28 protein-coding genes are annotated in these 25,496 nt (G+C 68.4%); 15 read left to right on the forward strand and 13 right to left on the reverse strand.

Annotated features, from left to right (window positions below):
- Positions 1-39: 39 nt before the first annotated feature.
- From V9G19_RS06590 to V9G19_RS06615, 6 genes are all read left to right on the forward strand, one after another.
- Positions 40-1,404 carry an ethanolamine ammonia-lyase subunit EutB gene (locus V9G19_RS06590; RefSeq protein WP_462284680.1) on the forward strand — a complete coding sequence of 455 codons (1,365 nt, stop codon included), beginning with the start codon at positions 40-42 and terminating at the stop codon, positions 1,402-1,404.
- Positions 1,405-1,408: 4 nt separating this feature from the next.
- Positions 1,409-2,326 carry an ethanolamine ammonia-lyase subunit EutC gene (gene eutC, locus V9G19_RS06595; RefSeq protein WP_462284681.1) on the forward strand — a complete coding sequence of 306 codons (918 nt, stop codon included), beginning with the start codon at positions 1,409-1,411 and terminating at the stop codon, positions 2,324-2,326.
- Complete coding sequence (gene eutL, locus V9G19_RS06600; RefSeq protein ID WP_462284682.1) at positions 2,326-2,982, forward strand: ethanolamine utilization microcompartment protein EutL; 657 nt, start codon at positions 2,326-2,328, stop codon at positions 2,980-2,982. The genes eutC and eutL overlap by 1 nt, the downstream gene beginning before the upstream one ends.
- 1 nt (position 2,983) lies before the next feature.
- Positions 2,984-4,489 carry an aldehyde dehydrogenase family protein gene (locus V9G19_RS06605; protein WP_462284683.1) on the forward strand — a complete coding sequence of 502 codons (1,506 nt, stop codon included), beginning with the start codon at positions 2,984-2,986 and terminating at the stop codon, positions 4,487-4,489.
- Between the two features lie 76 nt (positions 4,490-4,565).
- On the forward strand, positions 4,566-4,826 hold the full coding sequence (locus V9G19_RS06610) for a BMC domain-containing protein (RefSeq protein WP_462285037.1): 261 nt from the start codon (positions 4,566-4,568) through the stop codon (positions 4,824-4,826).
- 31 nt (positions 4,827-4,857) lie between these two features.
- Positions 4,858-5,532, forward strand: coding sequence for a cupin domain-containing protein (locus V9G19_RS06615; RefSeq protein ID WP_462284684.1), 675 nt, complete (start codon positions 4,858-4,860; stop codon positions 5,530-5,532).
- Here V9G19_RS06615 and V9G19_RS06620 read toward each other — a convergent pair.
- Positions 5,505-5,891, reverse strand: coding sequence for a hypothetical protein (locus V9G19_RS06620; protein ID WP_462284685.1), 387 nt, complete (start codon positions 5,889-5,891; stop codon positions 5,505-5,507). The genes V9G19_RS06615 and V9G19_RS06620 overlap by 28 nt on opposite strands.
- Complete coding sequence (locus tag V9G19_RS06625; RefSeq protein ID WP_462284686.1) at positions 5,888-6,340, reverse strand: hypothetical protein; 453 nt, start codon at positions 6,338-6,340, stop codon at positions 5,888-5,890. The genes V9G19_RS06620 and V9G19_RS06625 overlap by 4 nt, the downstream gene beginning before the upstream one ends.
- Before the next feature lie 233 nt (positions 6,341-6,573).
- Here V9G19_RS06625 and V9G19_RS06630 point away from each other — a divergent pair, with 233 nt between their 5' ends.
- From V9G19_RS06630 to V9G19_RS06645, 4 genes are all read left to right on the forward strand, one after another.
- Positions 6,574-7,200 (forward strand): hypothetical protein, encoded by a 627-nt coding sequence (locus V9G19_RS06630; RefSeq protein WP_462284687.1) that lies wholly within the window; start codon positions 6,574-6,576, stop codon positions 7,198-7,200.
- A complete protein-coding gene (locus V9G19_RS06635; RefSeq protein WP_462284688.1) occupies positions 7,187-7,321 on the forward strand; it encodes a hypothetical protein in 135 nt (44 codons plus the stop codon). The genes V9G19_RS06630 and V9G19_RS06635 overlap by 14 nt, the downstream gene beginning before the upstream one ends.
- Complete coding sequence (locus V9G19_RS06640; protein WP_462284689.1) at positions 7,296-7,508, forward strand: hypothetical protein; 213 nt, start codon at positions 7,296-7,298, stop codon at positions 7,506-7,508. Before V9G19_RS06635 ends, V9G19_RS06640 begins: the two co-directional genes overlap by 26 nt.
- A gap of 111 nt (positions 7,509-7,619) precedes the next feature.
- Entirely contained in the window at positions 7,620-9,215 is a 1,596-nt protein-coding gene (locus V9G19_RS06645) for an amino acid permease (RefSeq protein WP_462284690.1), read from the forward strand.
- Between the two features lie 27 nt (positions 9,216-9,242).
- Here V9G19_RS06645 and V9G19_RS06650 read toward each other — a convergent pair whose 3' ends face one another.
- On the reverse strand, positions 9,243-10,217 hold the full coding sequence (locus tag V9G19_RS06650) for a DUF6895 family protein (RefSeq protein ID WP_462284691.1): 975 nt from the start codon (positions 10,215-10,217) through the stop codon (positions 9,243-9,245).
- 85 nt (positions 10,218-10,302) lie between these two features.
- On the opposite strand from V9G19_RS06650, the gene V9G19_RS06655 reads away from it, so the two are divergent.
- Both V9G19_RS06655 and V9G19_RS06660 read left to right on the forward strand, forming a co-directional pair.
- Complete coding sequence (locus tag V9G19_RS06655; protein ID WP_462285038.1) at positions 10,303-10,473, forward strand: GntT/GntP/DsdX family permease; 171 nt, start codon at positions 10,303-10,305, stop codon at positions 10,471-10,473.
- A 148-nt stretch (positions 10,474-10,621) separates the two neighbouring features.
- Positions 10,622-11,533 (forward strand): universal stress protein, encoded by a 912-nt coding sequence (locus V9G19_RS06660; protein ID WP_462284692.1) that lies wholly within the window; start codon positions 10,622-10,624, stop codon positions 11,531-11,533.
- Positions 11,534-11,557: 24 nt separating this feature from the next.
- On the opposite strand, the gene V9G19_RS06665 is transcribed toward V9G19_RS06660, so the two are convergent.
- From V9G19_RS06665 to V9G19_RS06675, 3 genes are read right to left on the reverse strand one after another with little or no spacing between them, the layout of a single operon-like run.
- A complete protein-coding gene (locus V9G19_RS06665) occupies positions 11,558-12,655 on the reverse strand; it encodes an SIS domain-containing protein (RefSeq protein WP_462284693.1) in 1,098 nt (365 codons plus the stop codon).
- A complete protein-coding gene (locus V9G19_RS06670; protein ID WP_462284694.1) occupies positions 12,541-13,377 on the reverse strand; it encodes a glutamine--fructose-6-phosphate aminotransferase in 837 nt (278 codons plus the stop codon). The genes V9G19_RS06665 and V9G19_RS06670 overlap by 115 nt, the downstream gene beginning before the upstream one ends.
- A gap of 28 nt (positions 13,378-13,405) precedes the next feature.
- Complete coding sequence (locus tag V9G19_RS06675) at positions 13,406-13,675, reverse strand: hypothetical protein (RefSeq protein WP_462285039.1); 270 nt, start codon at positions 13,673-13,675, stop codon at positions 13,406-13,408.
- A gap of 125 nt (positions 13,676-13,800) precedes the next feature.
- Here V9G19_RS06675 and treS point away from each other — a divergent pair, with 125 nt between their 5' ends.
- Positions 13,801-16,038 carry a maltose alpha-D-glucosyltransferase gene (gene treS, locus V9G19_RS06680; protein ID WP_462284695.1) on the forward strand — a complete coding sequence of 746 codons (2,238 nt, stop codon included), beginning with the start codon at positions 13,801-13,803 and terminating at the stop codon, positions 16,036-16,038.
- A 21-nt stretch (positions 16,039-16,059) separates the two neighbouring features.
- Here the strand turns inward: treS and V9G19_RS06685 are convergent, their stop codons facing one another.
- Positions 16,060-16,605 carry a single-stranded DNA-binding protein gene (locus V9G19_RS06685; protein ID WP_462284696.1) on the reverse strand — a complete coding sequence of 182 codons (546 nt, stop codon included), beginning with the start codon at positions 16,603-16,605 and terminating at the stop codon, positions 16,060-16,062.
- 339 nt (positions 16,606-16,944) lie between these two features.
- On the opposite strand from V9G19_RS06685, the gene V9G19_RS06690 reads away from it, so the two are divergent.
- Complete coding sequence (locus V9G19_RS06690) at positions 16,945-18,270, forward strand: D-alanyl-D-alanine carboxypeptidase family protein (protein WP_462284697.1); 1,326 nt, start codon at positions 16,945-16,947, stop codon at positions 18,268-18,270.
- 88 nt (positions 18,271-18,358) lie between these two features.
- Positions 18,359-19,750, forward strand: coding sequence for an MFS transporter (locus V9G19_RS06695; protein WP_462284698.1), 1,392 nt, complete (start codon positions 18,359-18,361; stop codon positions 19,748-19,750).
- Positions 19,751-19,814: 64 nt separating this feature from the next.
- Here V9G19_RS06695 and V9G19_RS06700 read toward each other — a convergent pair whose 3' ends face one another.
- The 6 genes from V9G19_RS06700 to V9G19_RS06725 all read right to left on the reverse strand — a co-directional run bounded on the left by V9G19_RS06700 (position 19,815) and on the right by V9G19_RS06725 (position 25,439).
- A complete protein-coding gene (locus V9G19_RS06700) occupies positions 19,815-20,171 on the reverse strand; it encodes an RNA polymerase-binding protein RbpA (RefSeq protein ID WP_462284699.1) in 357 nt (118 codons plus the stop codon).
- A 309-nt stretch (positions 20,172-20,480) separates the two neighbouring features.
- Positions 20,481-20,993, reverse strand: a complete 513-nt coding sequence (locus V9G19_RS06705; RefSeq protein WP_462284700.1) for an FxsA family protein — start codon at positions 20,991-20,993, stop codon at positions 20,481-20,483.
- Positions 20,978-21,787 carry a polyprenol monophosphomannose synthase gene (locus V9G19_RS06710; protein ID WP_462284701.1) on the reverse strand — a complete coding sequence of 270 codons (810 nt, stop codon included), beginning with the start codon at positions 21,785-21,787 and terminating at the stop codon, positions 20,978-20,980. The genes V9G19_RS06705 and V9G19_RS06710 overlap by 16 nt, the downstream gene beginning before the upstream one ends.
- Positions 21,759-23,357, reverse strand: a complete 1,599-nt coding sequence (gene lnt / locus V9G19_RS06715) for an apolipoprotein N-acyltransferase (RefSeq protein ID WP_462284702.1) — start codon at positions 23,355-23,357, stop codon at positions 21,759-21,761. Before lnt ends, V9G19_RS06710 begins: the two co-directional genes overlap by 29 nt.
- A gap of 51 nt (positions 23,358-23,408) precedes the next feature.
- The gene (locus tag V9G19_RS06720; protein WP_462284703.1) at positions 23,409-25,001 is read right to left on the reverse strand and encodes an SLC13 family permease; all 1,593 of its coding nucleotides are present in this window, start codon (positions 24,999-25,001) and stop codon (positions 23,409-23,411) included.
- Positions 25,002-25,094: 93 nt separating this feature from the next.
- The gene (locus V9G19_RS06725; RefSeq protein WP_462284704.1) at positions 25,095-25,439 is read right to left on the reverse strand and encodes a hypothetical protein; all 345 of its coding nucleotides are present in this window, start codon (positions 25,437-25,439) and stop codon (positions 25,095-25,097) included.
- Positions 25,440-25,496 lie beyond the last annotated feature (57 nt).

A 25,496-nucleotide genomic window follows, 5' to 3' on the forward strand; every position in this document is an offset into this window, starting at 1 on the left:
GATGACGGACGGACCGACGAACGCAAGGAGGCGGCGGTGATGCTGGCCGCGACCCTGTTCGGACACCGCTACGAGTTCCGGGACGTCAAGGACCTGCTCGCCAAGGCCAACGAGGAGAAGTCGGGCGACCGCCTCGCGGGAATCGCCGCCGAGTCGGCGGCCGAGCGGATGGCTGCCAAACACGTTCTCGCCGAGGTAACTTTGGAGACTCTCCGGCACAACCCGGCGGTTCCGTATGACGCGGACGAAGTCACCCGCGTCATCGACGACGCCGTCGACGACACCGTCTACCAGGAGTTCCGCTCGACCACCGTCGGCGATCTGCGCGAGTGGCTGCTGGCCGACACCACCACCGAGGAGATGATCCACCGCCTCTCCGCCGGGCTGACCGCCGAGATGATCGCCGCGGTCACCAAGCTGATGTCCAACCTCGACCTGATGTATGCCGCGAGCAAGATCCGTAATGTCAAGAAGGCCAACAACACCATCGGCCTGCGCGGGACGCTGGGGTCGCGCTGCCAGCCCAACCACCCCACCGACGCGGTCGAGGGGATCCGCGCGGCGATCTATGACGGGCTCAGCTACGGCAGCGGCGACAGCGTCATTGGCATCAACCCCTCCGACGACTCCCTCGGCAGCGTCTCCCGGCTGCTGGAGATGACCCACGAGATCATCACCCGCTGGGAGATCCCCACCCAAAACTGTGTGCTCGCCCACGTCAGCACACAGGTCGAAGCCATGCGCAAGGGCGCCCCAGCCGGGCTGGTCTTCCAGTCGCTCGCCGGGTCGCAGACCGGCTGTGAGTCCTTCGGCATCTCGGTCGGAATGCTCGATGAGGCCCACGAGGTTGCCCAGAAGCACGGCGTCGCTGCCGGGCCCAACCGGATGTACTTCGAGACCGGCCAGGGCGCCGAGCTGTCCGCCGACGCCCACCACGGCGCCGACCAGGTCGTCATGGAGGCCCGCTGCTATGGCCTGGCCAAACGCTACGACCCCTTCCAGGTCAACACCGTCGTCGGCTTCATCGGCCCCGAATACCTCTACGACTCGGTCCAGATCATCCGCGCCGGCCTCGAAGACCACTTCATGGGCAAGCTGACCGGCCTGTCGATGGGGTGCGATGTCTGCTACACCAACCACGCCCGGGCCACCCAGAACGACAACGACAACCTCGCCGTGCTGCTGGCCGCTGCCGGTGTCAACTTCGTCATGGGTATCCCGATGGGTGACGACGCGATGCTCAGCTACCAGACGACCAGCTACCACGACGCCCCCAGCCTGCGCCAACTCCTCGGGCTGCGCCCGCTGCCGGAGTTCGAGGCGTGGATGGAAGGGATCGGCCTGCTCCGCGGCGGCCGGCTGACCGAGAAGGCCGGCGATGCCTCCTTCTTCCTGGGGCGCTGATCGTATGCCGCAGCCCACCCCCCAGCGCTACACCGAGTCCGAGGTCCGCGCCCTGGTCGCCGAGGTGCTCGCCGAACTCGCTGCTGGTCCAACGCGGGCGGCGACACCTCCCGCTGCCGCGCCCCCCGCCTCGCCCGACATCGACGTGCCGGACCCGACCACCCCCACCTCCCGCCGCGTGCCCGGTGTCGTCAACCCGGCCAACCCGGCCGGGCTGGCCAACCTGGTCGGCTCGACCACCGCTCGGATCGGTGTCGGCCGCGCCGGGCCGCGGCCACGCACCGCGGATCTGTTGCTCTTCCAGGCCGATCACGCCGTCACCCAGGACGCGATCTTCGGTGACGTGCCGTCGGCGCTGCTCGATCGGTTCGGGCTGTTCACCGTGCAGTCGCAGGTGACCGACCAGGAGGAGTTCCTGCTGCGCCCCGACCTCGGCCGACGGCTCGGCGACGAGGGCCGCGCCCACGTGCAACAGCGCTGCGCCACCGGCGCTAACGTCCAGATCGTCGTCGGCGACGGGCTGTCCGCGGCCGCCATCGCCAACAACCTCGACCGCATCTATCCGGTGCTCACCAACGGCTTCGCCGCGGCTGGCCTCACCCTGGGCACCCCCTTCTTCGTCCGCTACTGTCGGGTCGGGATCATCAACGACATCAACGAGATCGTCCGGGCCGACGCCGTGGTGCTGCTCATCGGCGAACGCCCCGGTCTCGGCGTCGCCGACGCCCTCAGCGTCTACTCCGGCTACCGGCCCGGGCCCGGGAAGTCCGACGCCCACCGCGACGTGGTCTGCATGATCACCGAGCACGGCGGCACCAACCCCCTCGAGGCCGGCGCCTACGTCGTGGAACACATCAAAACCGTTCTTGCCCAACAAGCCAGCGGCGTCGAGCTGCGGCTGAAGCAGCACGGTGATCGCTGATGGCCATCCTCGATCCGATCCGCGCCACGGTGCTCGCCAGCCGGGTGATCCCCGCCGTGGAGCGGCCACTCGCCGACAAGCTCGGCCTGACTCCGGACGAGCGGAGCATCGCGCTGATCACCAGCACGAGCGACGACGTCCTGTATGTCGCCCTCGACGAGGCCACCAAGAAGGCCGACTGCCGGGTCGCCTATGCCCGCAGCTTCTATGCCGGCTCCGCTCACGCCTCCGGCCCGCTGTCCGGTGAGATCATCGGCATCCTCGCCGCCCCCGACCCCGCCGAGGCTCGCGCCGCCCTGACCGCCTGCGTCGACCACGCCGAGCACGGCGCCTGGTTCGAGTCCGCCGACGCGGCCGGCGAGCACGCCTTCTTCGCCCACCCCATCGCCCGCACCGGCAGCTACCTCAGCGCCGAGGCCGGGATCGCTGCCGGCGAGCCGCTCGCCTACCTGATCGCTCCCCCACTGGAGGCGACCATCGGCCTCGACGCCGTCCTCAAGGCCACCGCCGTCGAGCTGAAGGTATGGTTCGCTCCCCCCAGCGAGACGAACTTCTCCGGCGGCCTGCTCACCGGCGAGCAGAGCGCGGTGCTGGAGGCGTGCAACGCCTTCCGGGATGCCGTGCTCGGTGTCGCCGCGGCGCCGAGGGAGGCGTGAGATGACGGCATACGACCCCGATCTGCGATCGATCCAGCAGGCCCGCGAGCTGGCCACCGCCGCGCGCGCGGCCCAACGGGAGTTCCTGTCCTTCAGCCAGCAGCAGGTCGACCGGGTCTGCCAGGCGATGGCCGATGCGGTGTATGCCGATGCCGCCCGCCTCGGCCAGCTCGCGCACGACGAGACCGGCTACGGCGTCGCCGCGCACAAGCGCCTGAAGGTCGAGTTCGCCAGCCGCACCGTGTGGGAGTCGATCAAGGACCAGCCGACCGTCGGCGTGATCCGCCGCGACGACGAGCGACGGATTCTGGAAATCGGCTGGCCGATGGGGGTCGTCGTTGGGCTCACCCCGTCGACCAATCCGAACTCAACCGCGGTCTTTAAGGTGCTGATCGCGGTCAAGGCGCGCAATGGCATCGTCATCGCGCCGCACCCCTCGGCGGTGGAGTGCACGTTCGAGGCGGTGCGCGTGATGATCGCTGCCGGGGAGCGAGCCGGTATGCCGCGCGGCCTAGTCTCGTGCCTGACCGAGGTCCGCCTCGAAGGCACCCAGGAGCTGATGCGCCACCACGCCACCTCGGTCATCCTCGCCACCGGAGGGACGCCGATGGTGCGGGCCGCGCACTCCACCGGCAAGCCCGCCTTCGGCGTCGGCCCGGGCAATGTCCCGGCGTATGTCGACCGTAGCGCCGACATTCCCGCCGCCGCCCGGTCGATCGTCAACAGCAAGGCCTTCGACTGCTCGGTGATCTGCGCGACCGAGCAGGCGGTTGTCGCCGACCGGCCGATTGCCGCCCAGCTGCGCGCCGCGATGGCGGCCGAGGGCGCCTACTGGGTGCCCGAGGCGGACAAGGCCAAGCTGGCCGCGGTCTTGTTCACCCCGACGCTCGGCATGGACGCCTCCGCGGTGGGGCGCACCCCGCAGGTGCTGGCCGCCAAGGCCGGTATCGACGTCCCCGACCACGCCCGCATCCTGGTCGCCGACTTGCACGCCGTCGGCCGGGAGGAGCCGCTCTCTGGTGAGAAGCTGACCACCGTGCTCGGGTTCTACGAGGCCGACGGCTGGCACGCCGGCTGTGACCGGGCGCTGGAGCTGTTGCGCTACGGCGGTGACGGGCACTCGCTGGTCATCCACGCCACCGACGACGACGTCATCCTCGCCTTCGGGCTAGAAAAGCCCGCCTTCCGGATCATCGTCAACGGCTGGGGCACCCTCGGCGCCATCGGCGCGACGACCGGTGTCATGCCGTCGATGACCCTCGGGCCGGGCGGGGTGGGCGGCGCCGTCGTCGGCGACAACATCACCACCCGCCACCTGCTCAACGTCAAGCGGGTGGCGTGGCCGCTGCGCGAGCCGCCGGCGGTCGCCTACGAGCTTGCGCCCGGCGTGCGCGCGCAGGGACGCGCCGGCCGCCCGCTGGCCCCAGCGGCGAGGCCGGGACCCGACGACCCCCAGCTGGACCGCATCGTCGCCGCCGTCATGGCCCGGCTCGGCCAGCAGACCTGACCACCCCACGAAGTAGCAGCACCACCCCAGGAAAGGAACGGAAGTGGCACCCACTCCCCAGCTGATCGCGCTCGGCATGATCGAGACGCGCGGCCTCGTCGGAGCCATCGAGGCCGCCGACGCGATGGTCAAGGCCGCCAATGTCACTCTCATCGGCAAGGAGGTCATCGGCGGCGGGTATGTCACGGTGATGGTCCGTGGCGACGTCGGGGCCGTCAAGGCCGCGACCGACGCCGGCGCCGCCGCCGCCCAGCGCGTCGGCGACCTGGTCAGCGTGCACGTCATCCCGCGCCCGCACTCCGACGTCGAGCAGATCCTGCCCAGCACCGGCGTGTGAACTCGCTGGTATGCCGCGCTGAGGCCGCGCGGTGAGCGCTTCCCTGCCCGGCGAGCCGGCGCCGGTCTCGCGCCGGGTGTTCACCGCCGAGGACGTGCTGCGACTGGTGCGCGAGGGCGGTCGTGAAATGGTCGTCGGCCCCGACGACCGGCTGACCGCGCTCGCCCGTGACACCGCCCGCGAGCGCGGGGTCACGATCGTCGTGGCACCCGTCGGGGCCAACACCGTCGGGGCACCTATCAGCGGGGCGCACGCCAACCCGAACGCCGCCAGTCGCGCCGCGCCGCCCGGGTGGCCAGCACCGCAGGCCGGGCCGACACCGACCACGGCCGGCACGTTCGCAGGTGAGCCGCGGATCACGCACGTGGCGCAGGTCGGGCGGCTCGGCCTCGATCCGTTCCCCGCCGACATCGGACGTCCCGAAATGGATGTCCGGCTGCGCGATGTCGTCACCGGCCGCGACGGGCTGCCGATCGCGGCCGGAGTGCTCAGCCTGCGGGCCGGCGCCTTCCCGTGGCGACTCGACTACGACGAGATCGAATACGTCCTCGAGGGGGAGCTGCACATCACGACCGCGACCCAGCGCGTCGTCGGGCTGCCCGGCGATGTCATCGCCGTGCCCAAGGGCAGCTCGATCACATTCGGCACCCCGAGCTGGGCGAAGTTCCTCTATGTCACCTATCCGGCGGACTGGAACCCGGCATGACCGGCCTGGACGAAGTGATGGGGCGCGCCGCCGCCGTCATCCACGACGACCGGCCGGTGTCCCACAGCGACCGGAGGGTGCCCCAGGATGACCCGCCGGCGTCCCGCGGCGGCACAGGGCTCTCCCTCGATGACGCAGGGCTCCCCCAGCATGACGCAGGGCTCCCCTGGGACGGCCTGACATCCGGTGCCGGCGGTCGGATCAAGGTCGGCGTCGACCTCGGCACGGCCTACACGGTCGTGCTCGTTCTGGACGAGCACGACCGGCCCCTCGCCGGCGCCAGCGCGGCCGCCGACGTCGTGCGCGACGGCGTCGTGGTCGACTTCACCGGAGCCGTCGACGCTGCTGCGCTCCCTCATCGACCGGGTCGACCGCCCGTCTGGGCCGCGGGTTGCAGCAGGCGCACGGCGCCTATCCGCCGGGCATCCCCGAGGCCGACGCCCGCCCGGTGCGGCACGTCATCGAGGCCTGCGGCCTCGAGTGCTCCGGCCTCGTCGACGAGCCCACCGCGGCCAACGCGGTGCTGGGCCTGGGCGATGGCGTGGTCGTGGACGTCGGCGGGTGGCACCACCGGCATCGCGGTCGTGCGCGGGCGGCGCGGTCGTGCATACCGGCCGACGAGCCGACAGGCGGCCACCACTTCTCCCTCGTCGTCGCCGGCGCCCTCGGGCGTCTCCCTCGACGTGGCCGAGAAGACCAAGGCCGACCCCGCCCGGCAGGCCGAGCTCTTCCCTCTGGTCCGGCCGGTCATCGAGAAGGTCGGGGCGATCGTCGCGCGGCATACCGCGGATTGGCCGGGCGGCGCCATTCACCTTGTCGGCGGCGCGGTCGCCTTTCCTGGATTCGCCGAGGTGGTCACCGAGGTCACCGGCCGCACCGCGCTCGTCCCGCCCCATCCCGCTCCTGGTCACCCCGCTCGGGATCGCCCGCAGCGACTCACCGCCCTGACCCGGACACCAACCAGTCGACAGCCGACCCCGACCACCGACCAGCCGACCCCGACCACCGACCCACCGAACAACCCCACCGAAAGGACCCCCGATGGCCGCCGAGGAGCTCGAACTGCGCGCCTACTGCTATCTGGACCGGATGCAGCCGCAGTATGCCTCGTTCGTCGGCACGGTCACCCAGGGTGACCTGCCGGTGGAGGGAATGGCCGCGCTCTATGTCGAGATGGCGCCGGGCAATCACGTCTTCCGGGTCGTCGACGTGGCGGTCAAGGCCACCGAGGCCCGTCCCGGCGCCCAGATCGTCGAGCGGCAGTTCGGGATGTTCGAGCTGCATTCGCAGTCGCAGGCCGAGGTGCTCCAGGCCGGGGAGGTGGTGCTCGCCGAGCTCGGGCTGCAGGCGAGCGACCGGATCCGGCCGCAGATCGCCTCGCTGCAGGTGATCACCAATGTGAGCCCCTACCAGTCGCAACTGCTCAACCGGTTCACCCGGGGCATGATGCTGGTGGCCGGCCAGACCATGCTGGTCGTCGAATGCACGCCGGCGGCATACATCAACCTGGCCGCCAACGAGGCCGAGAAGGCGGCGACGGTCAACCTCATGCACGTGACCTCGGTCGGCGTCTATGGCCGGCTGTGGATGGCCGGCAGCGAGGCCGATGTCATGACCGCCCGGGACGCGGTCGTCAAGGCCCTGGAGAGCCTCGATGGCCGCGCCTGAGCCGACCCGGCGGCGGTTCGTCACCCGTGCCGACGTCGAGGACGCCAAGGCGGCCGGGCGCGGGGTGGAACTCGGGCCGCGGGACGTGCTCACCGATGAAGCGGCGCACCCGCGCGCGTGACCTCGGCGTCGATGTCACGCGCGTGGGAAGCACTCCGGGACAAGGACTCTCAGCGAGCGCGTCAGGCATCACCAGCGACGATGCGCTGCGTGCCGCTCTCCGCTCCGCCGTGGCGGCCGAGCTGGGCCCGGACACGCCCGGCGTCGACGCGGCGATCGACCGGGTCCTAGCCGCGGCGGCGACATGACTGACACGGCCCCCGAGGTGCTGGACTAAACGGGCCGGGAAGCTCTTTGATGTCCAGCAGACTCACCCGACAACGCGGTCGGGAAGTTCTCCAACGAAGGGTTCCACCGTCATGCCTGAGCCGGTCGTCGAGCTCACCGAGGACGAGAAGCATCTCGCCAAACTGGGCTACCGCCAAGACCTCGACCGGTCCTGGTCGGGATTTTCCAACTTCGCCATCTCGTTTTCGATCATCTCGATCCTGGCCGGGTGCTTCACCAACTTCGGTGCCGGCTTCAACAACGGCGGGCCGATCTCGGTGTCGTGGTCGTGGCCGATCCTCGGCGCGCTGATCCTCGTCGTCGGTTTCACGATGAGCGAGCTGGTCTCGGCATACCCGACCTCGGGCGGAATCTATTGGTGGGCGGCCAAACTCGGCGGCCCGGCGGCGGGTTTCTTCACCGGGTGGCTCAACCTCATCGGGCTGATGGCGGTGACCGCGGGCGTCTCCTATGGCTGCGCCACGTTCATCGACCTGACCCTCAGCACCTTCTCCGAGGGGTATGCCGCGGGCTACTCCCTCACCCGGGTCTTCCTGATCTTCCTCGTCGTCTTGGCCATCGGCTCGGTGCTCAACATCATGCGCGCCCACCTGATGGCCGTCCTTAACAACATCTCGGTGTGGTGGCACGTCTTCGGCGCCCTAGCCATCGTGGTGCTGCTGGTCGTCGTCCCCGACCAGCACCAGTCCTTCGGCTACGTCTTCACCGAGCGGTTCAACAACTCCGGCTTCGCCGACGGCGACACCAGCGGCGGGACGTTCTGGTTCATGATCGTCCCGTTCGGCTTCCTGTTGACCCAGTACACGATCACCGGGTTCGACGCGTCGGCGCACCTGTCCGAGGAGACCTCGTCCGCCTCCAAGGCGGCGGCCAGAGGGCTGTGGCAGTCGATCGCGTATTCGGTGCTCGGCGGCTACATCCTGCTGCTCGCGGTCGTCTTCGCGATCCCGGACGACGCCGCGGGCAATCCCGACAATGCCGGGGTTGGTGCCGGCGGCGTCGCCTACATCTTCACCCAGGCGCTCGGCACCAAACTCGGGGCGCTGGTGCTGTTCATCTCGGCGGCCGGACAGTTCTTCTGCGCGATCGCCTGTCAGACCTCGGCATCCCGGATGACGTTCGCGTTCGCCCGCGACGGCGCCATCCCCGGGTCGCGGCTGTGGCAGAAGCTCAACCGCAGCAAGGTGCCGTCGATGTCGGTGTTGCTGGTCGCCGTGGTCTCTGCCCTGGTGACCTTGCCGGCGTTGATCCGCGTCAACCTCGGCACCGAGGAGGCCCCGCTCATCGTGCCGGTGGCCTTCTATGCCGTGACCTCAATTGCCGTCATCGGGCTCTACTTGGCCTTCGCGATCCCGATCTATCTGCGCTGGAAGCACGGTGACAAATTCGAGGCTGGCTCGTGGAACAACGGCGCCAAGTACACGTGGATGAACCCGCTCGCGGTGGCCGAGATCCTCATCGTGTGCACCTACCTGATGCTCCCGTTCGTCCCGCAAGCGGTCCCCGGAAACGAGAACTTCGGCTGGAAGTTCGTCAACTACGCGCCGATCGTCACCCTCGGCGCCCTGCTCGCCCTGGCCGTATGGTGGTTCGCCTCGGCGCGCCGGTGGTTCACCGGTCCGAAGCACACCGTCGACCAGGCGGTCATCGAGGCCTTCGGGGAGTAGGACGCATCTGGTAATTTGGCTGGCAATTCAGGCCGCGCGGGCGGCGAACGGACCGGTGCCGCTAAGTTCATCGATAGCCAAAGCGAGCGCCGAGTCCGCGGCGACGCCGTCGGCCGCGATGTCCAGGACGGCGCGCAACTGCCGGTGATCGTCGGCGCGTAGCACGGCGGCCGAGACCAGAAGAGTGGCATCGACGACCGGCCCGCCGGCACCCAGCCGATCGCGCACTCGCAGATCGACTTCGCTCGGCGTCCAGGGCTGCGGGATCGGGCCGTGTTCCAGCGCGAGGGACAAGGCGAGCGCCAACGCGATGCTCGGTCGGGCCACCGTCCGCAGCAACTCGTCGCGCGCGGCGGCGACCGGCCCGGTCGTCGGGGGCAAGAAGCCGTATGCCGCGCGCGCCGCCAACAGCCGATCGAGAGCGCACCGGGCCGGCGCGGTCCACGGAGCGCCGAGCAGCGGCCAGGTGGCCAGCAAGCGGGCGGTCAACTCGTGATCCTGGGCGACGACGGCATCCCCGAGAACTGCCTCGGCGTCGGCGAGGATCTTCGGGACGGGCGCGGGTAACCACTGCAGGCTGCGCCCGGCCTCGGTGACATCGGCAAGCATGCGGCAATAGAGGATGACTTCGCCGCGGCCGGCGCGCAGCAGGTCGGCTGGCATGGTCACTTGTGGTGCCGCGGCCGGCGATCCGGTTGCGTGCGCCGCCTCGAGTGGCCAGGCCCGCCGGACGGCATCGACCGCGGACGCCAGGTCCGGCTCGGCGGCATACGCACGGGTGCGGCGCGCAACGATATCGACGGTCATGTCGATCTCGGCGTCGAGGACGTCCGCATCGCGGGCGCCACCGTCGCGCACAACCCGGCGCGCGTCCACGACGATCTGCAGGGTCTGGGCCAGTGCCCCGACCAGGTCGGCTCGCGCCCGCAGGGAGTGCTCGGAGTGCTCGGCTCGGCTTTGGCTCTGCTCCATGTCGTCCGCCTCCTCGGCTGCTAAATTCATCCAGCGTGCGTCAACCCCCACGGCGAGCGAATCATCCGGCTGAGGGCAGCGGCATACGGAATCTGCCGTAGGCCCGACCACCCAGATCGCCGCGGGCTCGCTCTTTGCCCTGCACGTCAACTCGAATTTCTTCTGGATGTTCAAGTCCCTGCTCGGCCTGTCGACCACCGGCGCGCTCAAGTCCCTCACGACCGTGACCGCGATGGCGTCGCTGGTCTCCCTGCCGGCGATCATCCTGCTCGGGATGACCGTTTAAACACGAGGTCAGCAGATGCGCACCCTCCCGAGGCGTCGGTCACCCTCCGGGATCGTCACGGGTCGGTGAACGCTAGGCTCGAATGGTAGCTACCGGACTGGTGCTCCTGCCTGATCGCCAGTCGGGGAACGATGACGAAGGGAAGAGCATGGCCAAGGGCGGTACCGGGATCCTCGTGGGTTTCGATGGGTCGAAGGAGTCAGCACTAGCGCTCGATTGGGCTATCGCCACCGCCCAGCGCGATGGCCACGAACTGATCCTCGTCCACTCCTTGCCGGTCGAAGTCAACTCCAGCTTTGACCCGGTGACCGAATGGCTACCGCTGGGGCCGGGCACCGCGCCGTGGCTCGAAGCCGACGGTCTCGCACCGGCCGTCACCGCGCTCGGGGATGACCGGGTCCGGGTTGTGCGCGTGGTCGGGCCGCCCTCGGCCCACCTCGTGGAGCTATCCCGGGAGGCCCACCTCGTCGTGACCGGCACCCGGGGACGGGGAGCCTTGGCTGCCGGTGTCCTCGGATCCACCGCGTATGCCGTTGCCGCGCACGCCCACTGCCCGGTCGTGATCGTTCGGGGATCGCAACCAGCGGGTCACGCGCTCCAGTCCGGTCCGGATCACCCGGTCCTGGTAGGTGTCGATGACGTCGAGCACACTGGCGCCGCCTTGGATGCAGCGGCCGACGAAGCCGTCAAGTCCGGTGCCGAGCTGCGCATCGTGCGGGTGGTCCATTTCGAACCCTGGGCGTGGGCCTACGCGGAATCCAAGGACGCCGAACAGCTCTATTTGTCGGCCCTAGAGCGCGAAGCCACCGAGATCCTGCGAGAAGCGCAGGAGCGGGTCCAGGCCCGCCAGGTCGGGCTCAACGTCACGACCGCGATTCTTCGCGGGAATCAAGGTCACGCCTTGGCCGATGAGGCCCGCGATATCGACGCCGGGCTGGTTGTCGTTGGCTCGCGCGGGCGCGGCGGCTTTGCCGGCCTGGCCCTGGGGTCGGTCAGCCACGCCGTGATTCACTTCATGGCTCGACCGGTCATGGTCGTGCGCAGCGAGGTGTCCGGCTGAGATCGGCCGCCTGGCTCCCGGTGACTATTCCACGGTTACCGACTTGGCCAGGTTGCGGGGCTTGTCGATGTCATGGCCCAACGTCAGCGCCGCGTGATAGGCGAGCAACTGGGTCGGGATGATCAGCAGGATCGGGTCGAGTTCGGGCTCGGACTTCGGCACGTCGATCCGCTCGACGTCCATGCCCTGGAGGTCGACGTTCGGATGGGTGATCACGACGACGCGTCCACCACGCGCCTGAACCTGCTGGACGGCAGCGATATTGCGCTCGGTCAGATCGTCGTCGGGGACGATCGCCACGGTGAGCAGCTGGTCGTCGATCAGAGCGAGCGGGCCGTGCTTCAACTCGCTGGTGGGATAGGCCTCGGCATGCACATAGCTGATCTCCTTCAGCTTCTGCGCGCCTTCCCGGGCGACGGGATATTGCCGGACCCGGCCGATGTAGAAGGCGTTCGAGGCCTGCGCCAAGGACTTGGCAACGAGCTTGATCGACTCGTCCGCCTCGAGAATCTGCTGGATCTGGTCGGGGATCCGCTTAAGGGCCTTGAGGATCCGCTGACCGTCGGCGACCGATAGATCGCGCAGCCGCCCGAGGTGCAGGGCAAGCATGGCGACGGCCATCGCCATGTTGGTCAACGCCTTGGTGGACGCCACGGCGATCTCGGGTCCGGCGTGGATATAGATCCCCCCCTGGACTTCCCGCGCGATGGTCGATCCGACGGCGTTGACGACGCCAACGACGGTGCCGCCCTTGCGAGTGATCTCGGCGACGGCAAAGGCCGTGTCCGCCGTCTCCCCGGACTGGGAGACCACGACATAAAGCGTGTCCGGCTCGATGAGCGGATTCCGATAGCGGAACTCCGAAGCCGCCTCCGCATCCGCCGGCATCCGGGCCAAATCCTCGACGAGTTGGGCGCCGATCTGACCGACATAGAACGCCGAGCCGCAGCCGAGGAATTTGACCCGCCGGAAGGCGCGCAGCTCGCGCGGGCTGAGGTTGAGCCCGTTCAGCCGGGCGGTCGCGAACCGGTCGTCGAGCCGGCCCGGATCACCGCGGCAGCCTTTTCGGGCTGCTCGAGGATCTCCTTGAGCATGTAGTGCTGGTGACCGGTCAGCTCCCATTCGGTGGCTGCAATGTCGATCTCCTCGGCCCGGCGACCGGTGTCGCGGGCATTGCGGTCAAAGGTGCGGAAGCCGCCGGCTGTGACCGTCGCGAGTTCGCCGTCGTCGAGATGGACGACCTGAGAGGTATGCCGCACCAGCGCCGCCGCGTCGCTGGCAACCAGCGTCTCCTTCTCCCCCACCCCAAGGATCAGCGGCGACCCATTGCGCGCCACCACGATCCGGTCCGGACGATCGGCGTCCATGACCGCGAGGGCATAGGTCCCGGTGATCTTGCCGAGGGCATCCAGGACGGCCCCCTCGAGGGTCGGCGCCGTCGAACGGGCGACGAGGTGGGCCACCACCTCGGTGTCGGTGTCGCTGCGCAGGGTGACCCCGGCGTCCTGGAGTTCGGTGCGCAGGATCACCGCATTGTCGATGATGCCGTTGTGAACGACCGAGATCCGGCCGTCCTCGCTGCGATGCGGATGCGCATTGGCCTCGGTCGCCGGGCCGTGCGTGGCCCAGCGGGTGTGGCCGATTCCGGCGCGCCCACTCAGCCGCTTGGGCAGTTTGGCCTCCAGCTCGCGAATCCGTCCGACCGCCCGGACCACCGTGGCCCCCTTGGCACCAAGCACCGCGATCCCCGCGGAGTCGTAGCCGCGGTACTCGAGGCTCTTGAGGCCCTCGATGAGGAAGGGGGCGGCCGGTTGGTCGCCGACATAGCCGACGATTCCGCACATATCTGGTTCTCCTTGGGTGGGTGGTCGATCAGCCGTAAACGAGTCGGCGAAGCTGGCGGTGCGAGAGCCGTGGCGCTGCCACGACGCGCTCGGCCAGTTCGACCGCGATGAGTTCGAAGGCTTGCTCGTTGCGCACCCCGTGCCGATGCAAGGTGGCGTGGCGGCGCCGAACGTAGTCTTCGACCGATTCGCGATACCAGGCCAAGACGTCGTCAACGACCCGGCCGGCCTCGCGCGCGCCGAGCCCCGTGGTCGCGCTGACGTGAGCGACAAGTTCGGGGTCGGGCACGACGCACATCATGCCTCGCAGGGCGCGGAATACCAAAACGCTGCCCGAAATCGGGCAGATCTGGCGAAAAAGGTAACCGCGCTACGCCACCATTACCGGCACCCACCCGCCGGACATCTCTACCATGGTCACTTGTGACCGATAAAGAACCACCGGACACCCCGGCGACCGAAGAGCAGCAGGCCAGCGAACCCGTGGCGGAGGAGGTCAGTTTCGAGCGCGCGTTTTATCCGGCGCGCCCCGCTCGGCTGCGCCCGCGCGCCCGGCTGCGTGACCGGCTCTGGCAGCGCAAGCCCAAGCAGCCGGGCTCCCCCAGCGGCGACAACCCCGACTATGTCAGTTGGCTGGAGTCGGAGTCGATGCTCTCCGATGCCCGCGCCTTCGCCCGCCAGTTCACCGGCCAGGGCAGCATGTGGCAAAACCCCTATGCCGCTCCCGACCCGCGGGCGGCCATCGAAAAGGCCCCGGTCTGGTTCACGGCATACCCGATCTCGATGATCACCCGCGACGGTGCAACCTTCCTCGCCACGCTCGGCGACCCCCAGCTGTGGCGTGCGTTCCAACAGATCGGCATCACGGCCATCCACACCGGGCCGGTCAAGCGCGCCGGCGGCATCAGCGGTTGGGACACCACGCCGAGCGTCGACGGCCACTTCGATCGGATCTCGACGCAGTTCGATGAGACGTTCGGCACCGAGGACGAGTTCCGTGCCATGTGTGAGGTCGCCGCCGAGCACGGGGGCATGGTCATCGACGACATTGTTCCGGGCCACACCGGCAAGGGCGCCGACTTCCGGCTCGCGGAGATGAAGGTCGGGGATTACCCGGGCATCTACCACATGGTGGAGATCCTCCGCGAGGACTGGGACCTGCTCCCGTCGGTGCCCCGGGGACGCGACTCGGTCAATCTCGATCCCGTCGCCGAGAAGAAACTGACCGACGCCGGCTACATCGTTGGCGAAATGCAACGGGTGATTTTCTACGAGCCCGGGGTGAAGGAGACCAACTGGTCGGCCACCGACGCGGTCCTCGGCCCGGATGGTGTGGAGCATCGCTGGGTCTACCTGCACTACTTCAAGGAGGGCCAGCCGTCGCTCAACTGGCTCGACCCGACCTTTGCCGGGATGCGCCTGGTCATTGGTGATGCCCTGCACTCCCTCGGTGATCTCGGCAGCGGCGCGTTGCGCCTGGACGCCAACGGCTTCCTCGGCGTCGAAAAGAGCGCCAGCGGCGGCCCGGCCTGGTCGGAGGGACACCCGCTCTCGGAGGCGGCCAATCAGCTGATCGCCAGCATGGTGCGCAAGGTCGGGGGGTTCACCTTCCAAGAGCTCAACCTGAGCATCGATGACATCCACAACACTGCCGAGCGAGGCGCCGACCTCTCCTACGATTTCGTCAACCGCCCCGCGTATCACCACGCGATGGCCACCGGGGACACCGAGTTCCTCCGCCTGACGATGCGGGCGGCCCGCGAGATCGGGGTTGACACCGCCTCACTGGTCCACGCCCTGCAAAATCACGACGAGATGACCTATGAGCTGGTTCACTTCGCCAGCCTCCATCCCGCGGACACCTTCACCTTCCGGCGCCGGGAGATCTCCGGCGCTGACCTGGCCACGCTCATTCGGGCGGAGCTGACCGAGCGACTGACCGGCGATGCCGGCCCCTACAACGCGGTGTTCACGACCAATGGGATCGCCTCGACGACCGCCTCGATCATCGCCGCCTCCCTCGGGATGACCGACCTGGCAGCGTTGACCGACGCCGACGTCGAGGCGATCACGAAGGCGCACCTGTTGCTCGCGATGTATAACGCCTGGCAACCCGGGGTCTTCGCCCTGTCCGGCTGGGACCTGGTCGGCGCCTTGCCGCTGGAGCGCCGTCAGGTCAGCGCGCTGATTCGACACGGCGACACCCGGTGGATCCACCGCGGCGCCTACGACTTGCTCGACTTCCAGCCCGAGGCGACCGAGTCGGCATCGAAGATGCCGCGCGCACGCTCGCTTTATGGTCCCCTCTCGGAACAGTTGGCCGACGACGCCTCGTTTGCCTCCCAGTTGCGCCAGATCTTGGAGGTGCGTGCCCGCCACGGCATCGCCACGGCCCGGCAACTCGACATCCCGGCCGTCTCCAACAAGGGAATGCTTGTGCTCGTCCACCGGCTGCAGCAGGCCGACCAGGTCACCGTGCTGAACTTCACCGCCACCACTGTCTCTGGCAGCGTGCGCTCGGAGGAGCTTCAGCCGGGCAGCACCGTGATCGACATGGTGACCAACTCCACGGTTGGGGAGGTGGACGACCTGCACAGCTGGCACGTCCTGCTGCAACCCCACGAGGGCCGGTCGCTGCTGATCGTCCCGCCCGAGGAGTGAGCCTGGGAGCGAGCCTCCCAGTCACGGCGGCGTCTGAGCGGCGGCTCGCGCCCGGCGCACCGTGCTGACCTCGACCTCGTAGCGGCTGGCCACGGCCCCACCGAGCCGAAAGAACCGGCGGCGGAGCGCGCCGTGAACCTCGACCTGATCCCCCGTCTGGAGCCGGGCGACCGCTCGCCGGGTGCTGCCCGACCAACACACGCAGTCGATGGTGTCGACGGTTGTCTTGGTCTTGACCTGGCCCCTGGCCCGCTCGGGTCGAGGCACCACCAGGCGGAAGGTGCGCAGGACGTCGCCGCTGGGCAGCGCCCGCTCGTCATCGACGCCGCTGACCCGACCGCTGAGTTGGACGCTGTTCAGCCCATCCGGCCGGCCCGGGCCGCGTGCCCGGTCATTGGACCCGCTGGCGTGGCTCTCCCTGCTGTGTTCCGGAGTGTCCGATTTCGTGGTTGGCTCGTTCGTTCGTCGGCGTTTCCGGGCGCCGCGGGTCAGGCTGTCGTTGGAGACGCTGTCGGTTGTCACCTTGTCGGTTGTCACCTTGTCGTTGGTGACGCTGTCGGTTGACACGCTATCGAGGTCGTGCTTCAACCCCGTCCCCCTTTCTGGTCCCCGCGGCCCATTGGATCGCGGTCACCCTAGCCTGCCGATGCCCACCGACAATCGGCGACCGTCAGCCGAGTCAGCTGTGGAAAAGTGCGGCGCGTGAACCGGAGAGCCTGTGGATAACGGACTTGCTGTGTTTTCCCGGTGAATTCCTCCCCCCGGGCTATTGCTGGGGAGAGGTCACGCTATGATTACGGGCGGTCCGGATCGCATGAAGAGCCTCGCGCTAGTGCGCCCGCCGGCCCCGTCCGTCAGGACAGTTCGAGCAAGAAGTGTCCGTCAGGGCGTTTGGTGAGGTTCGGAGTGAGTGTGCGCAAACGGCTGGTCTCGACGGTGGTCCTCGCGGCTGCCGCCCTCGTGGTCGGGCCCTGCCTCAGCGCGGCGGCCGACACCAGTTCACCCCCGCCGTCCTCCCCCTTCGCCAGCAACACCTCGGGCAACTCCTCAGCGACCTCCTCCTCCACCTCCCCCACCGGTTCCGGCAGCGAGGGACCCGCAGGTGAGCCCCGGCTGTCGCCGGAGGAACTGGCCAAGCAGATCGCCCGCGCCGGTGAGCTGCGCGATCAGCTGCTCGCCGCCAACAAGGACCTTGCCGCCGTCCTGGCCAAGCTCGACAAGGCCGTCAAGAAGGCCAACGCCGCGCTTGAGGCCTATAGCACCGCCAAAGCCGCGGCCCAAGAGGCCACCGCCGAAGCCGCCCGTCAGGACGACATCGCCCAGGCCTTCCAGGAGCGGCTCGACAAGGCGCGCGACGGGCTGCGCGAATGGGCCGTCAACGCCTACACCCAAGGCGGGGAGTGGGCCGACGCGCTGTCCTTCCTCGATGCCCTGGGCAAGGACGCCAACGAGGCCTCCAACCCGCTCAACGACCTCAACTACCTGACCGACAACCAGATCCGCTCGGTCGAGGAACTGCGCGAGATCACCGTTCAACAAAAGCTCGCGTCGATGAAACGCGACGAGGCCCGCGAGAAGGCCACCAAAGAGGCGGCGAAGGCCAAGAAGGCCAAGATCGCCGCCAACGAGACGGTCGAGGCGCTGCACAAACAGCAGAGCGAGATCCAAAAGACCAACCAGGACGCGCTGGCCGAGGCCGGGCCGCTGGCAACGATGCTCCTGGGCTCAGGCGACCCGGGGGCCGAGGATGCGGCGATGGCCCTGTCTGCCGCGCTGAAGTCGGCCAATGTCGACGTCTCCGATCTCAAGCTGACCCCGTGCACCGACAAGACCGGCACCTGGCCCAATGGGCAGATCCCCCCATCGGCACTGTGCCCGCTCGTCGGCTCTGCCGACGAGTTCCTCATCCCCGACGCCGCGGCCGCGTTCAACGCGATGAGCAAGGCCTATGCCGAGGAGACCGGCTCGTTCATCTGCGTCACCGACGGCTACCGCTCCTATGCCGAGCAGGTCGCGATAAAGGCGATCCGAGGCCCGTGGGCCGCCACACCTGGCACGAGCGAGCACGGCCTCGGCAAGGCGGTCGACCTCGGCTGCGGCATTAACGACTACTCCAACCCGGCCCACTTGTGGATGCAGCGCAACGCTCCGCTGTATGGCTGGTTCCACCCCTCGTGGGCCGCCCAGGGCGGCACGCTTCCCGAGCCCTGGCACTGGGAGTTTGCTGGCTAGGGCCCCCTGGGCGCCTCGTCGCTGACCCGCGGCACGTCGCCAGCCGCGCTTGGGCGAACGCGGCATACGGATGTGTCAGAGTCTGACCATGAGTTCCGCGCCGGCCGATCTGGCCGACAGCCCCGACTATGCCGCCAACGTCAAGTACATCCGCCCCTGGTACTGGTATGACTGGGCGAACTCGGCATTTGTCACCACGATCGGCACGGTCCTGTACGGCCCCTACATCACCACGATCGCCAAGGCGGCCGCCTGCCCCGGTCAAGACAGCGACCTGGAGTGCACGACCAATCTCAGCGTCCTCGGCATACCGATCGCCCCGGGATCGCTAGCTCCCTACACGACGACGTTCGCGACGATCCTGTCGGCGATCGTGCTCATCTTCGTCGGCGCGATCGTCGACCGGATGGACCGCCCCGCACGCTTCCTCGGGTTGTGTGCCTGGGGTGGTGCGCTGAGCGCGGCGGGCCTTTTTCTCGTCACCGGGACCAATTGGCAGCTCGGCGCGATGTTGATGATCCTCGCGACGGTCTTCCTCGGCTCCTCGCTGGTCACCTACGACTCGATCCTCAACTTGATCGCGCACCCCGACGACCGCGACCGGGTCTCCTCGCGCGGCTGGGCGCTGGGCTACCTCGGCGGCGGCCTGCTGCTCGCCGCCAACCTGGTTCTGGTCACGATGAAGCCCTTCGGGCTCAGCACGGGTATGGCGGTGCGGATCAGCATGCTCAGCGCCGCGCTGTGGTGGGCGATCTTCGCGATCATCCCGGTGCGCGGCATGTGGGAGTTGCGCCACCGCGACAAGCCACCCGTGGCACCCGGCGAGAGCGCGGTCGGCGGCAGCCTCGCCCAGCTGAGCAACACCTTCGGGGACCTACGCCGCCACCACCCGCAGACCTTGCTCTTCCTGTTTGCCTATCTCTTCTACAACGACGGCATCCAGACCGTCATCGCCTCCTCCAGCCTGTATGGCGCCGAGGAGCTGAAGTTCGAACAATCCCAGCTCATCGCGCTCATCCTGCTCGTGCAGTTCGTCGCCTTCGGCGGAGCGCTGCTCTTTGGCCGGGTGGCCGCCCGAGTCGGCGCATCCAAGACCGTGCTCGGCTCGTTGGTTTTGTGGACGTTCATCGTCGCCGCGGCCTATTTCGTGCCTGAGAAGGCCTTCCTTCCGTTCATCGCGCTCGGTGTTGCCATCGGGATCGTCCTCGGGGGATCACAGGCGCTATCGCGCAGCCTCTACAGCCAGCTCGTCCCCCGAGCACGCGAGGCCGAGTACTTCGCGCTCTACCAGGCGATGGAGCGCGGGACGAGCTGGTTCGGGACGCTGCTCTTTGGGGTCGTCTATCAGCTGACGCACACCTACCGGCTGGCGATCATCGCCTTGATCGTCTTCTTTGTCCTCGGCGGCGTGCTGCTCGCGCGCGTCGATTTCCGCGAGGGTATCCGCCAGGCCGGCAACGAGCAGCCCGTGCTCGTCTGATCGGCCCCGGGATGACGAACGGCCCGCCACCCCGGGGAGTGGCGGGCCGTTTGGTTCACGCGCCCTAGGCGCTGCGCTTGCTCGGCTTCTCGCCGCGGGCGGCGCGCAACAGCTCCAGGCGCTCCTCGAGCAATTCTTCCAGCTCGGGGATGGAGCGGCGCTCGAGCAGCATGTCCCAGTGGGTGCGTGCGGGCTTGACCGGCTTGCGGTCGGGTAGCGCGCCGTCCAGGAGCAGTGCCTCCTCGCCGCACCGGCATTCCCACGTTGCCGGGATCTCCGCCTCGATCGAGAACGGCAGCTCGATGCGGTGCTCCTGCGGGCAGACATATACGACGATCTGGCGCTCGCTGGGGACGACATTTTGGGACGTCTCCATGCTGAACGACACCATGCGGCTACCGCGAAGCGTGCGATCGGCCATGACGGGGTTCTCCCTACTAACGTGCTTGACAAAGGTGCCAGCTGGTGGTGGCACTTCAGGTGAGTCAACGCACGACGCGCTGACGGTGTTCCGACGCTTCTGAGCGGGTAAAGGTTTCCTGCCCGAGATCCCGGGGCGGGCCCGGGAGGTCGGCCGTGGTGTCGCGCAGCGTCGCGCGGACGATCCTTCATGGTACCAACGCGCATGGTTAACGATCAAATTCCGGGGGTAACCAGCCGGGGTCTGTCCTCCCGCGTAAGGTCTGACGCTCGGGAGTGCGACCTCCACGGATGCACGGACCTCGGCGTGCTAGCGGCGGGGGTCGTCGACGATCGTGCCCTCGACGGTCTGGGCGCCGGCGGACGAGCCGGGTGGGCGGGCCCAGCCGGGCATCGGCGCGCTCGCCAGCATGTGGGCGCGCACCACCTTCTCCAAGAACCCGCGGGCCAGCGGGCGGGTCAGGGGCAGAATGAAAAAGAAGCCGACAATGTCCGTGACGAAGCCCGGCGTGAGCAGCAAGGTGCCGCCGATGAGAACGAGCGCGGCGTCGGACAGCTCCCGCGAAGGCATCCGCCCGGTCTGCAGCGCCTGGTTGAGCGCCACCCAGGTGCGCCGTCCTTCCCGGCGCATCAGCCAGGCGCCGAGCAGCGACTCGAAAACCAGCAGCCCGAACGTCGGCCAGCCACCGATGACCTTGCCGACGGCAACAATCGCCGCGATCTCGATGATCGGGACCAAGAGCAGGGCGAGGAAGACGACCCGGAGCCAGCGCGGGCGGCGCCCCCGCGCGGCATACGGCGTGGCGCCTACAGGGTGTGCCATTTCGCGTCCCGTCCCATCGCCCGGCGAGCCTGCGTCAACCGGTGTTGCACTCCCCAACGCGTGATCCGCTTGAGGGATTCCGAGGCGACGTCGGAGTTCATCTTCGAATCCCCGATGGCGCGTTCGACGAAGGTGATCGGCACTTCGACGACGCGCAGGCGCTCCCGGATCGCGCGGCGGGTTAGGTCCACCTGGAAGCAATAGCCCTGTGAATCGACCGTCTCCAGCCGCAGCCCACGCAGCGCGCTCGCGCGATAGACCCGGTAGCCCGCGGTGGCGTCCTTGATCGGCATACCGAGCAGGATGCGGGTGTAGACATTGCCTCCCATGCTCAGCGCCTTGCGGCTGGCCGGCCAATTGACGACCCCCCCGCCGGGCACATAGCGAGAGCCGATGACGACATCGGCGTCCGCCGCAGCGGCAAGCATCGCGCCCAGGTGCTCGGGCTGGTGCGAGCCGTCGGCGTCCATCTCGACGATCGCGTCGTAGCCGTGCTCCAACGCCCAGTCGAAGCCGGCGAGATAGGCGCGGCCGAGGCCCTCCTTGCCCAGCCGATGCAGCACGTGGACGTGCGGGTCGGCCGCGGCCAGCTCGTCGGCGACCTGGCCGGTGCCGTCGGGGCTGTTGTCGTCGAGGACGAGGATGTCGGCGCCGGGAGCGTGCTCGCGGACCCGCGCCACGATCCGCGGGAGGTTCTCGCGTTCGTTGTAGGTCGGAATGCAGACCAGGACGCGCTCGATCGGCTCGCGCGTGGTCGTGGCAGGCTCAGGAGGCAACGAGTTCCTTCGGGACATCGGGCGAGGCGGATGGGCCATTATCGACGCTTGGGCGGCGCCGACCCAACCCCACAGCGAGCAACAGCCCGAGCAGCGCGAGGTATTCCGGCGCTCGCCCGATCCGGTCGGCGAACGTCAACCCGGCGAGCACGGGCACGGGGGCGGCCGCGGCATACGGGGTGAACAGCCGCGACGGAGGTGAGCTGGCGCCGTCCGGGGCGATGAAGCCGCTGATCCCGACCGTCGAGACGTGCACGACGGCGCGGCCGTGCTCGATCGCGCGGATCCGGGAGATCGCGTATTGCTGCTCCGATTCGGCGGTGTAGCCGAAGGTGGCGTTGTTGGTCTGCACGAGCAGCACGCTCGGGAGCTGATCGTTGCCGGTGACCCCGGCGCGCACGAGTTCGTCGTAGGCGACTTCGAAGCAGATCGTCGGCAGCACGGCGAAGCTGGCTCCGTCGGCGGTGGCGAGTTCGAACGAGCCGACCCGATCACCCGCGGCCATGCCCGTCCGCACCAGGTCGACCTTGTCGCTGAAGTGCCGGAAGAAGTCCTTGTATGGGATGTATTCGGCAAAGGGCACCGGGTGCTGTTTGACATAGCGTTCCGGGTCCACCACGCCGGGGCGGTAGAGCAGCGACGCATTGGACACCAGCGGCCGTGGCTCGTCGAGCAGCGCGCCCAGCAGGAGCGGCGCCCGGATTGCCCGCAGTGCCTGCTGGATTGCGGCCGCGGCGTCGGGATTGCGCAGCGGGTCGATGTCGGCGGCGTTCTCGGGCCAGACGACCAGGTCGAGCCCGCCCGCCTCGGTCTGCGCAAGCCGCTCGGTCTCGCGGACGTGATTGTCGAGCACGGCGCGCCGCTCGGCGTTGAAGTCCAGCCCGGGTTTGGGGACATTGCCCTGGACCAGGCCGATACGAGCGGTGACCTGCTTGGCCCCGACGTTGAGCGTGATGGCGAGCGGGGCGAGCGCGACCGCCGCGGCCAGGCCCGCCAGCATCCAAGCGGTCAGGGGCCGAGGGCGCAGGGCGCGGGCAGCGGCATACAGCAGAACGCCGATCGTGGCGACGGCGGCGCTCAGCAGCGGTGCGCCGCCGAGGCTGGCCAGATTGCGGATCGGGGCGTCGGCCTGGCTGAACGCCAGCCGGGCCCATGGGAAGCCGCCGAAGGGGGTCGTGCTCCGCGCCCACTCCCCCACGACCCAGCCCAACGGCACCACGCCGTATGCCGCCCACTCCCGGCCGCGGGCGACCAGGCGCCGCTGCAGCCAGCCGACGACCCCAACCATGCCCGCGACATAGACGGCCTCGACGGTCGCGAGCGCGAGCCACGGCAGCGGACCGACATAAACGCCCGACCACGACAGCGTCGGTACGAAGTACGCCAGCCCGGCGAACAGCCCAACGAGCACGCCGCGGCGGAAGCCGGCGGCCCAGCCAGCGGCGGCGAGTAGCGCGCAGCCAAGCTGTGCGGCATACCAGAGGTTGTGGGATGGGAAGGCGAGCCAGATGAGCAGCCCGGCCGCCAGCGCGAGCAGCAGCCGCGCGGGCAGGATCAGCCCGGCGCTCGCAGCAGGCTCACGTTTCACGGATCACACGGTAGTTCCTCGGCTCGCGCGGGTAGGTCCTCAACTCGCGGGTCAGGCAATGCCGACAAGGTGCGCCATGATCGTGACGCCGGCCACGATGAGCGCCGCGCCGATGATGTCGAAGACGATCCCGGACCGCACCATCTTGGTGATCGGGACCATCCCGGAGCCATAGACGATGGCGTTCGGGGGCGTCGAGACCGGAAGCATGAAGCCATAGGAGGCGCCGAAGACGGCGGCCAGGGCGGGGATGACCGGACTGACTCCGGCCGCGACCGCGATCGGGATGATGATCGGCACGACGATGCCGACGCTGGCGGTATTGCTCGTCGTTTCGGAGATGAGGATCGCAACGACGGTCGCGAGGATCGTCAGCGACAACAGACTGGTGACGCCCAGCCCCTCGGCGACGGCCTCGCCGATGGTCTTGGCCAGACCGGTGCTGGACAGTAGCGAGCCCAGCGTGATGCCGCTGCCGAACAAAAGGATCGTGCCCCAGTCGATCTGTGCGGCTTGATTCCAGGTGAGCGTGAATTGCCGCTCTTTCCAGTTGGTCGGCAAGAAAAAGAGCAGCGCCGCCCCGAGAATGGCGACCACGCCTTCATCGAGGCGCTCGCCCAGCACGGTCGCGATGTGTGAATCCTCGCCGGCGACCAGCGACATGAAGCCGGGGAAGAACCAGAAGAACACAGCGAAGACGAAGACGAACATCGTGTTCTTCTCGCCCCGAGACCACGGTCCGAGTTCATTGCGCTCCTCGGCGACATATTCGCGCACGCCGGAGATCTTCCCGACCTCGGGCCGGTTGAGCAGGATGAGGATGACACACAGCGCGACGAACATGAGCAGGACGATCGGCAAGGCGGTGATGACCCATTCAAAGAACGAAATCTTGTTGCCGGTTTGCTTCTCGATGAAGCCGAGGCCGATGAGGTTCGGCGGGCTGCCGATCGGGGTGGTCAATCCACCGACGCTCGCGCCATAGGCGATCATGAGCATCAAACAGGTGCCGAACTTGAGCCGACTGGTGTCGGTGTCGGTGCCGGATTGCTCCTTGACGAACCGTCCGAGCGTCCCCATCATGCCGAGGCCGATGGGCAGCAGCATCGCCGTGGTCGCGGTGTTGGAGATGCCCACGAAACCGTGGCACATGGCGATCAGCCCGAAACCGACGATGACGCCATAGGTCGAGCCGCCGACCCCGGGCAAGGACAGCACCCACAGCGCGAAGCGGCGGTCCAACCCATGTCGCGACATCGCCTTGGCGATGATGAAGGCGCCCATGAAGAGGAAGATCGTCGAGGAGGTAAAGCTGCCGAAAACGACCGCACTCGCGCTCTTCTCCTTGTCGGCCGGCACCTGGAAGAAGACGCACAGCGCGAGAGCGAGGATCGCTGTGACGGGGATCGGAATTGCCTCGGTCAACCAGTAGATCATGACGAAAACAAAGATCGCGGCGAGCGATTTCTGATTGGGCTCGAGCGGCAGCGGCGCGAGCAACATTGCGAAAAGCGCGATCGGCCCCAGGAACAGACCGATCGACTGCCGGGCCCGCTCAAAACGCTGTTCGCCCGCAGTCAGAACTTCACGTTGCTCATCGAGGGTGCGATATGTCGCCCGGGCATCCATGGTCTCCTCAGGCACAGCCACATCCCCTCACGTCGTCGTGTTGGGTTGAGAGTACTAATGCAACTCCGCTTGTGCAATGCCGGCGCGGACGAACCGAAATGGGTTCGGTCACATTTCTATTACGCCGTGGCATCCGAGGTCCGGGGGCCCCAGAGCGGGGCTGCGCGGATCGTCGAGCAGCCGCCCGAGCCCGAGCAGGACCACACGGGAAGCGGTGCGCCCGCTGAGGGCCTGCTCCAGTTGTGCCACCGGGCCGGGTCCGTCGGCGTCGAGATCGACCACGACGCCGCCGTCGGCCACGATGTCCCGAGCCACGGCTCGCGTCAGCGCCTCGTGATTGCTGACGACCAGCGCCAGCGAGAATCCGTGGGCGCGGCGCAGGTGGCGGCGCAGATAGTCCAGCTCGACGGCGGCCGCGCCGGCCAGTCCCGTGACGCCGGGTGCCCGGGTCACCGCGAGACTCCGAGCCACGGATGCGGGGCATACCAGTCCTGCTCGTCGTCCTGGTAG

This window comes from Nostocoides sp. (assembly GCF_037045025.1).
Taxonomy (GTDB): domain Bacteria; phylum Actinomycetota; class Actinomycetes; order Actinomycetales; family Dermatophilaceae; genus Nostocoides_A.

What these genes read in the sequence shown, in the direction of transcription:
- V9G19_RS06590 (WP_462284680.1), top strand. Translation starts at nt 40, where the DNA reads ATGCTGGCCGCGACCCTGTTCGGACACCGCTACGAGTTCCGGGACGTC.
- eutC (WP_462284681.1), top strand. Translation starts at nt 1,409, where the DNA reads ATGCCGCAGCCCACCCCCCAGCGCTACACCGAGTCCGAGGTCCGCGCC.
- eutL (WP_462284682.1), top strand. Translation starts at nt 2,326, where the DNA reads ATGGCCATCCTCGATCCGATCCGCGCCACGGTGCTCGCCAGCCGGGTG.
- V9G19_RS06605 (WP_462284683.1), top strand. Translation starts at nt 2,984, where the DNA reads ATGACGGCATACGACCCCGATCTGCGATCGATCCAGCAGGCCCGCGAG.
- V9G19_RS06610 (WP_462285037.1), top strand. Translation starts at nt 4,566, where the DNA reads ATGATCGAGACGCGCGGCCTCGTCGGAGCCATCGAGGCCGCCGACGCG.
- V9G19_RS06620 (WP_462284685.1), bottom strand. Translation starts at nt 5,891, where the DNA reads ATGAGGGAGCGCAGCAGCGTCGACGGCTCCGGTGAAGTCGACCACGAC.
- V9G19_RS06625 (WP_462284686.1), bottom strand. Translation starts at nt 6,340, where the DNA reads ATGGCGCCGCCCGGCCAATCCGCGGTATGCCGCGCGACGATCGCCCCG.
- V9G19_RS06630 (WP_462284687.1), top strand. Translation starts at nt 6,574, where the DNA reads ATGGCCGCCGAGGAGCTCGAACTGCGCGCCTACTGCTATCTGGACCGG.
- V9G19_RS06635 (WP_462284688.1), top strand. Translation starts at nt 7,187, where the DNA reads ATGGCCGCGCCTGAGCCGACCCGGCGGCGGTTCGTCACCCGTGCCGAC.
- V9G19_RS06640 (WP_462284689.1), top strand. Translation starts at nt 7,296, where the DNA reads ATGAAGCGGCGCACCCGCGCGCGTGACCTCGGCGTCGATGTCACGCGC.
- V9G19_RS06645 (WP_462284690.1), top strand. Translation starts at nt 7,620, where the DNA reads ATGCCTGAGCCGGTCGTCGAGCTCACCGAGGACGAGAAGCATCTCGCC.
- V9G19_RS06650 (WP_462284691.1), bottom strand. Translation starts at nt 10,217, where the DNA reads ATGAATTTAGCAGCCGAGGAGGCGGACGACATGGAGCAGAGCCAAAGC.
- V9G19_RS06660 (WP_462284692.1), top strand. Translation starts at nt 10,622, where the DNA reads ATGGCCAAGGGCGGTACCGGGATCCTCGTGGGTTTCGATGGGTCGAAG.
- V9G19_RS06665 (WP_462284693.1), bottom strand. Translation starts at nt 12,655, where the DNA reads ATGGGAGCTGACCGGTCACCAGCACTACATGCTCAAGGAGATCCTCGA.
- V9G19_RS06670 (WP_462284694.1), bottom strand. Translation starts at nt 13,377, where the DNA reads ATGTGCGGAATCGTCGGCTATGTCGGCGACCAACCGGCCGCCCCCTTC.
- V9G19_RS06675 (WP_462285039.1), bottom strand. Translation starts at nt 13,675, where the DNA reads ATGTGCGTCGTGCCCGACCCCGAACTTGTCGCTCACGTCAGCGCGACC.
- V9G19_RS06695 (WP_462284698.1), top strand. Translation starts at nt 18,359, where the DNA reads ATGAGTTCCGCGCCGGCCGATCTGGCCGACAGCCCCGACTATGCCGCC.
- V9G19_RS06700 (WP_462284699.1), bottom strand. Translation starts at nt 20,171, where the DNA reads ATGGCCGATCGCACGCTTCGCGGTAGCCGCATGGTGTCGTTCAGCATG.
- V9G19_RS06705 (WP_462284700.1), bottom strand. Translation starts at nt 20,993, where the DNA reads ATGGCACACCCTGTAGGCGCCACGCCGTATGCCGCGCGGGGGCGCCGC.
- V9G19_RS06710 (WP_462284701.1), bottom strand. Translation starts at nt 21,787, where the DNA reads ATGTCCCGAAGGAACTCGTTGCCTCCTGAGCCTGCCACGACCACGCGC.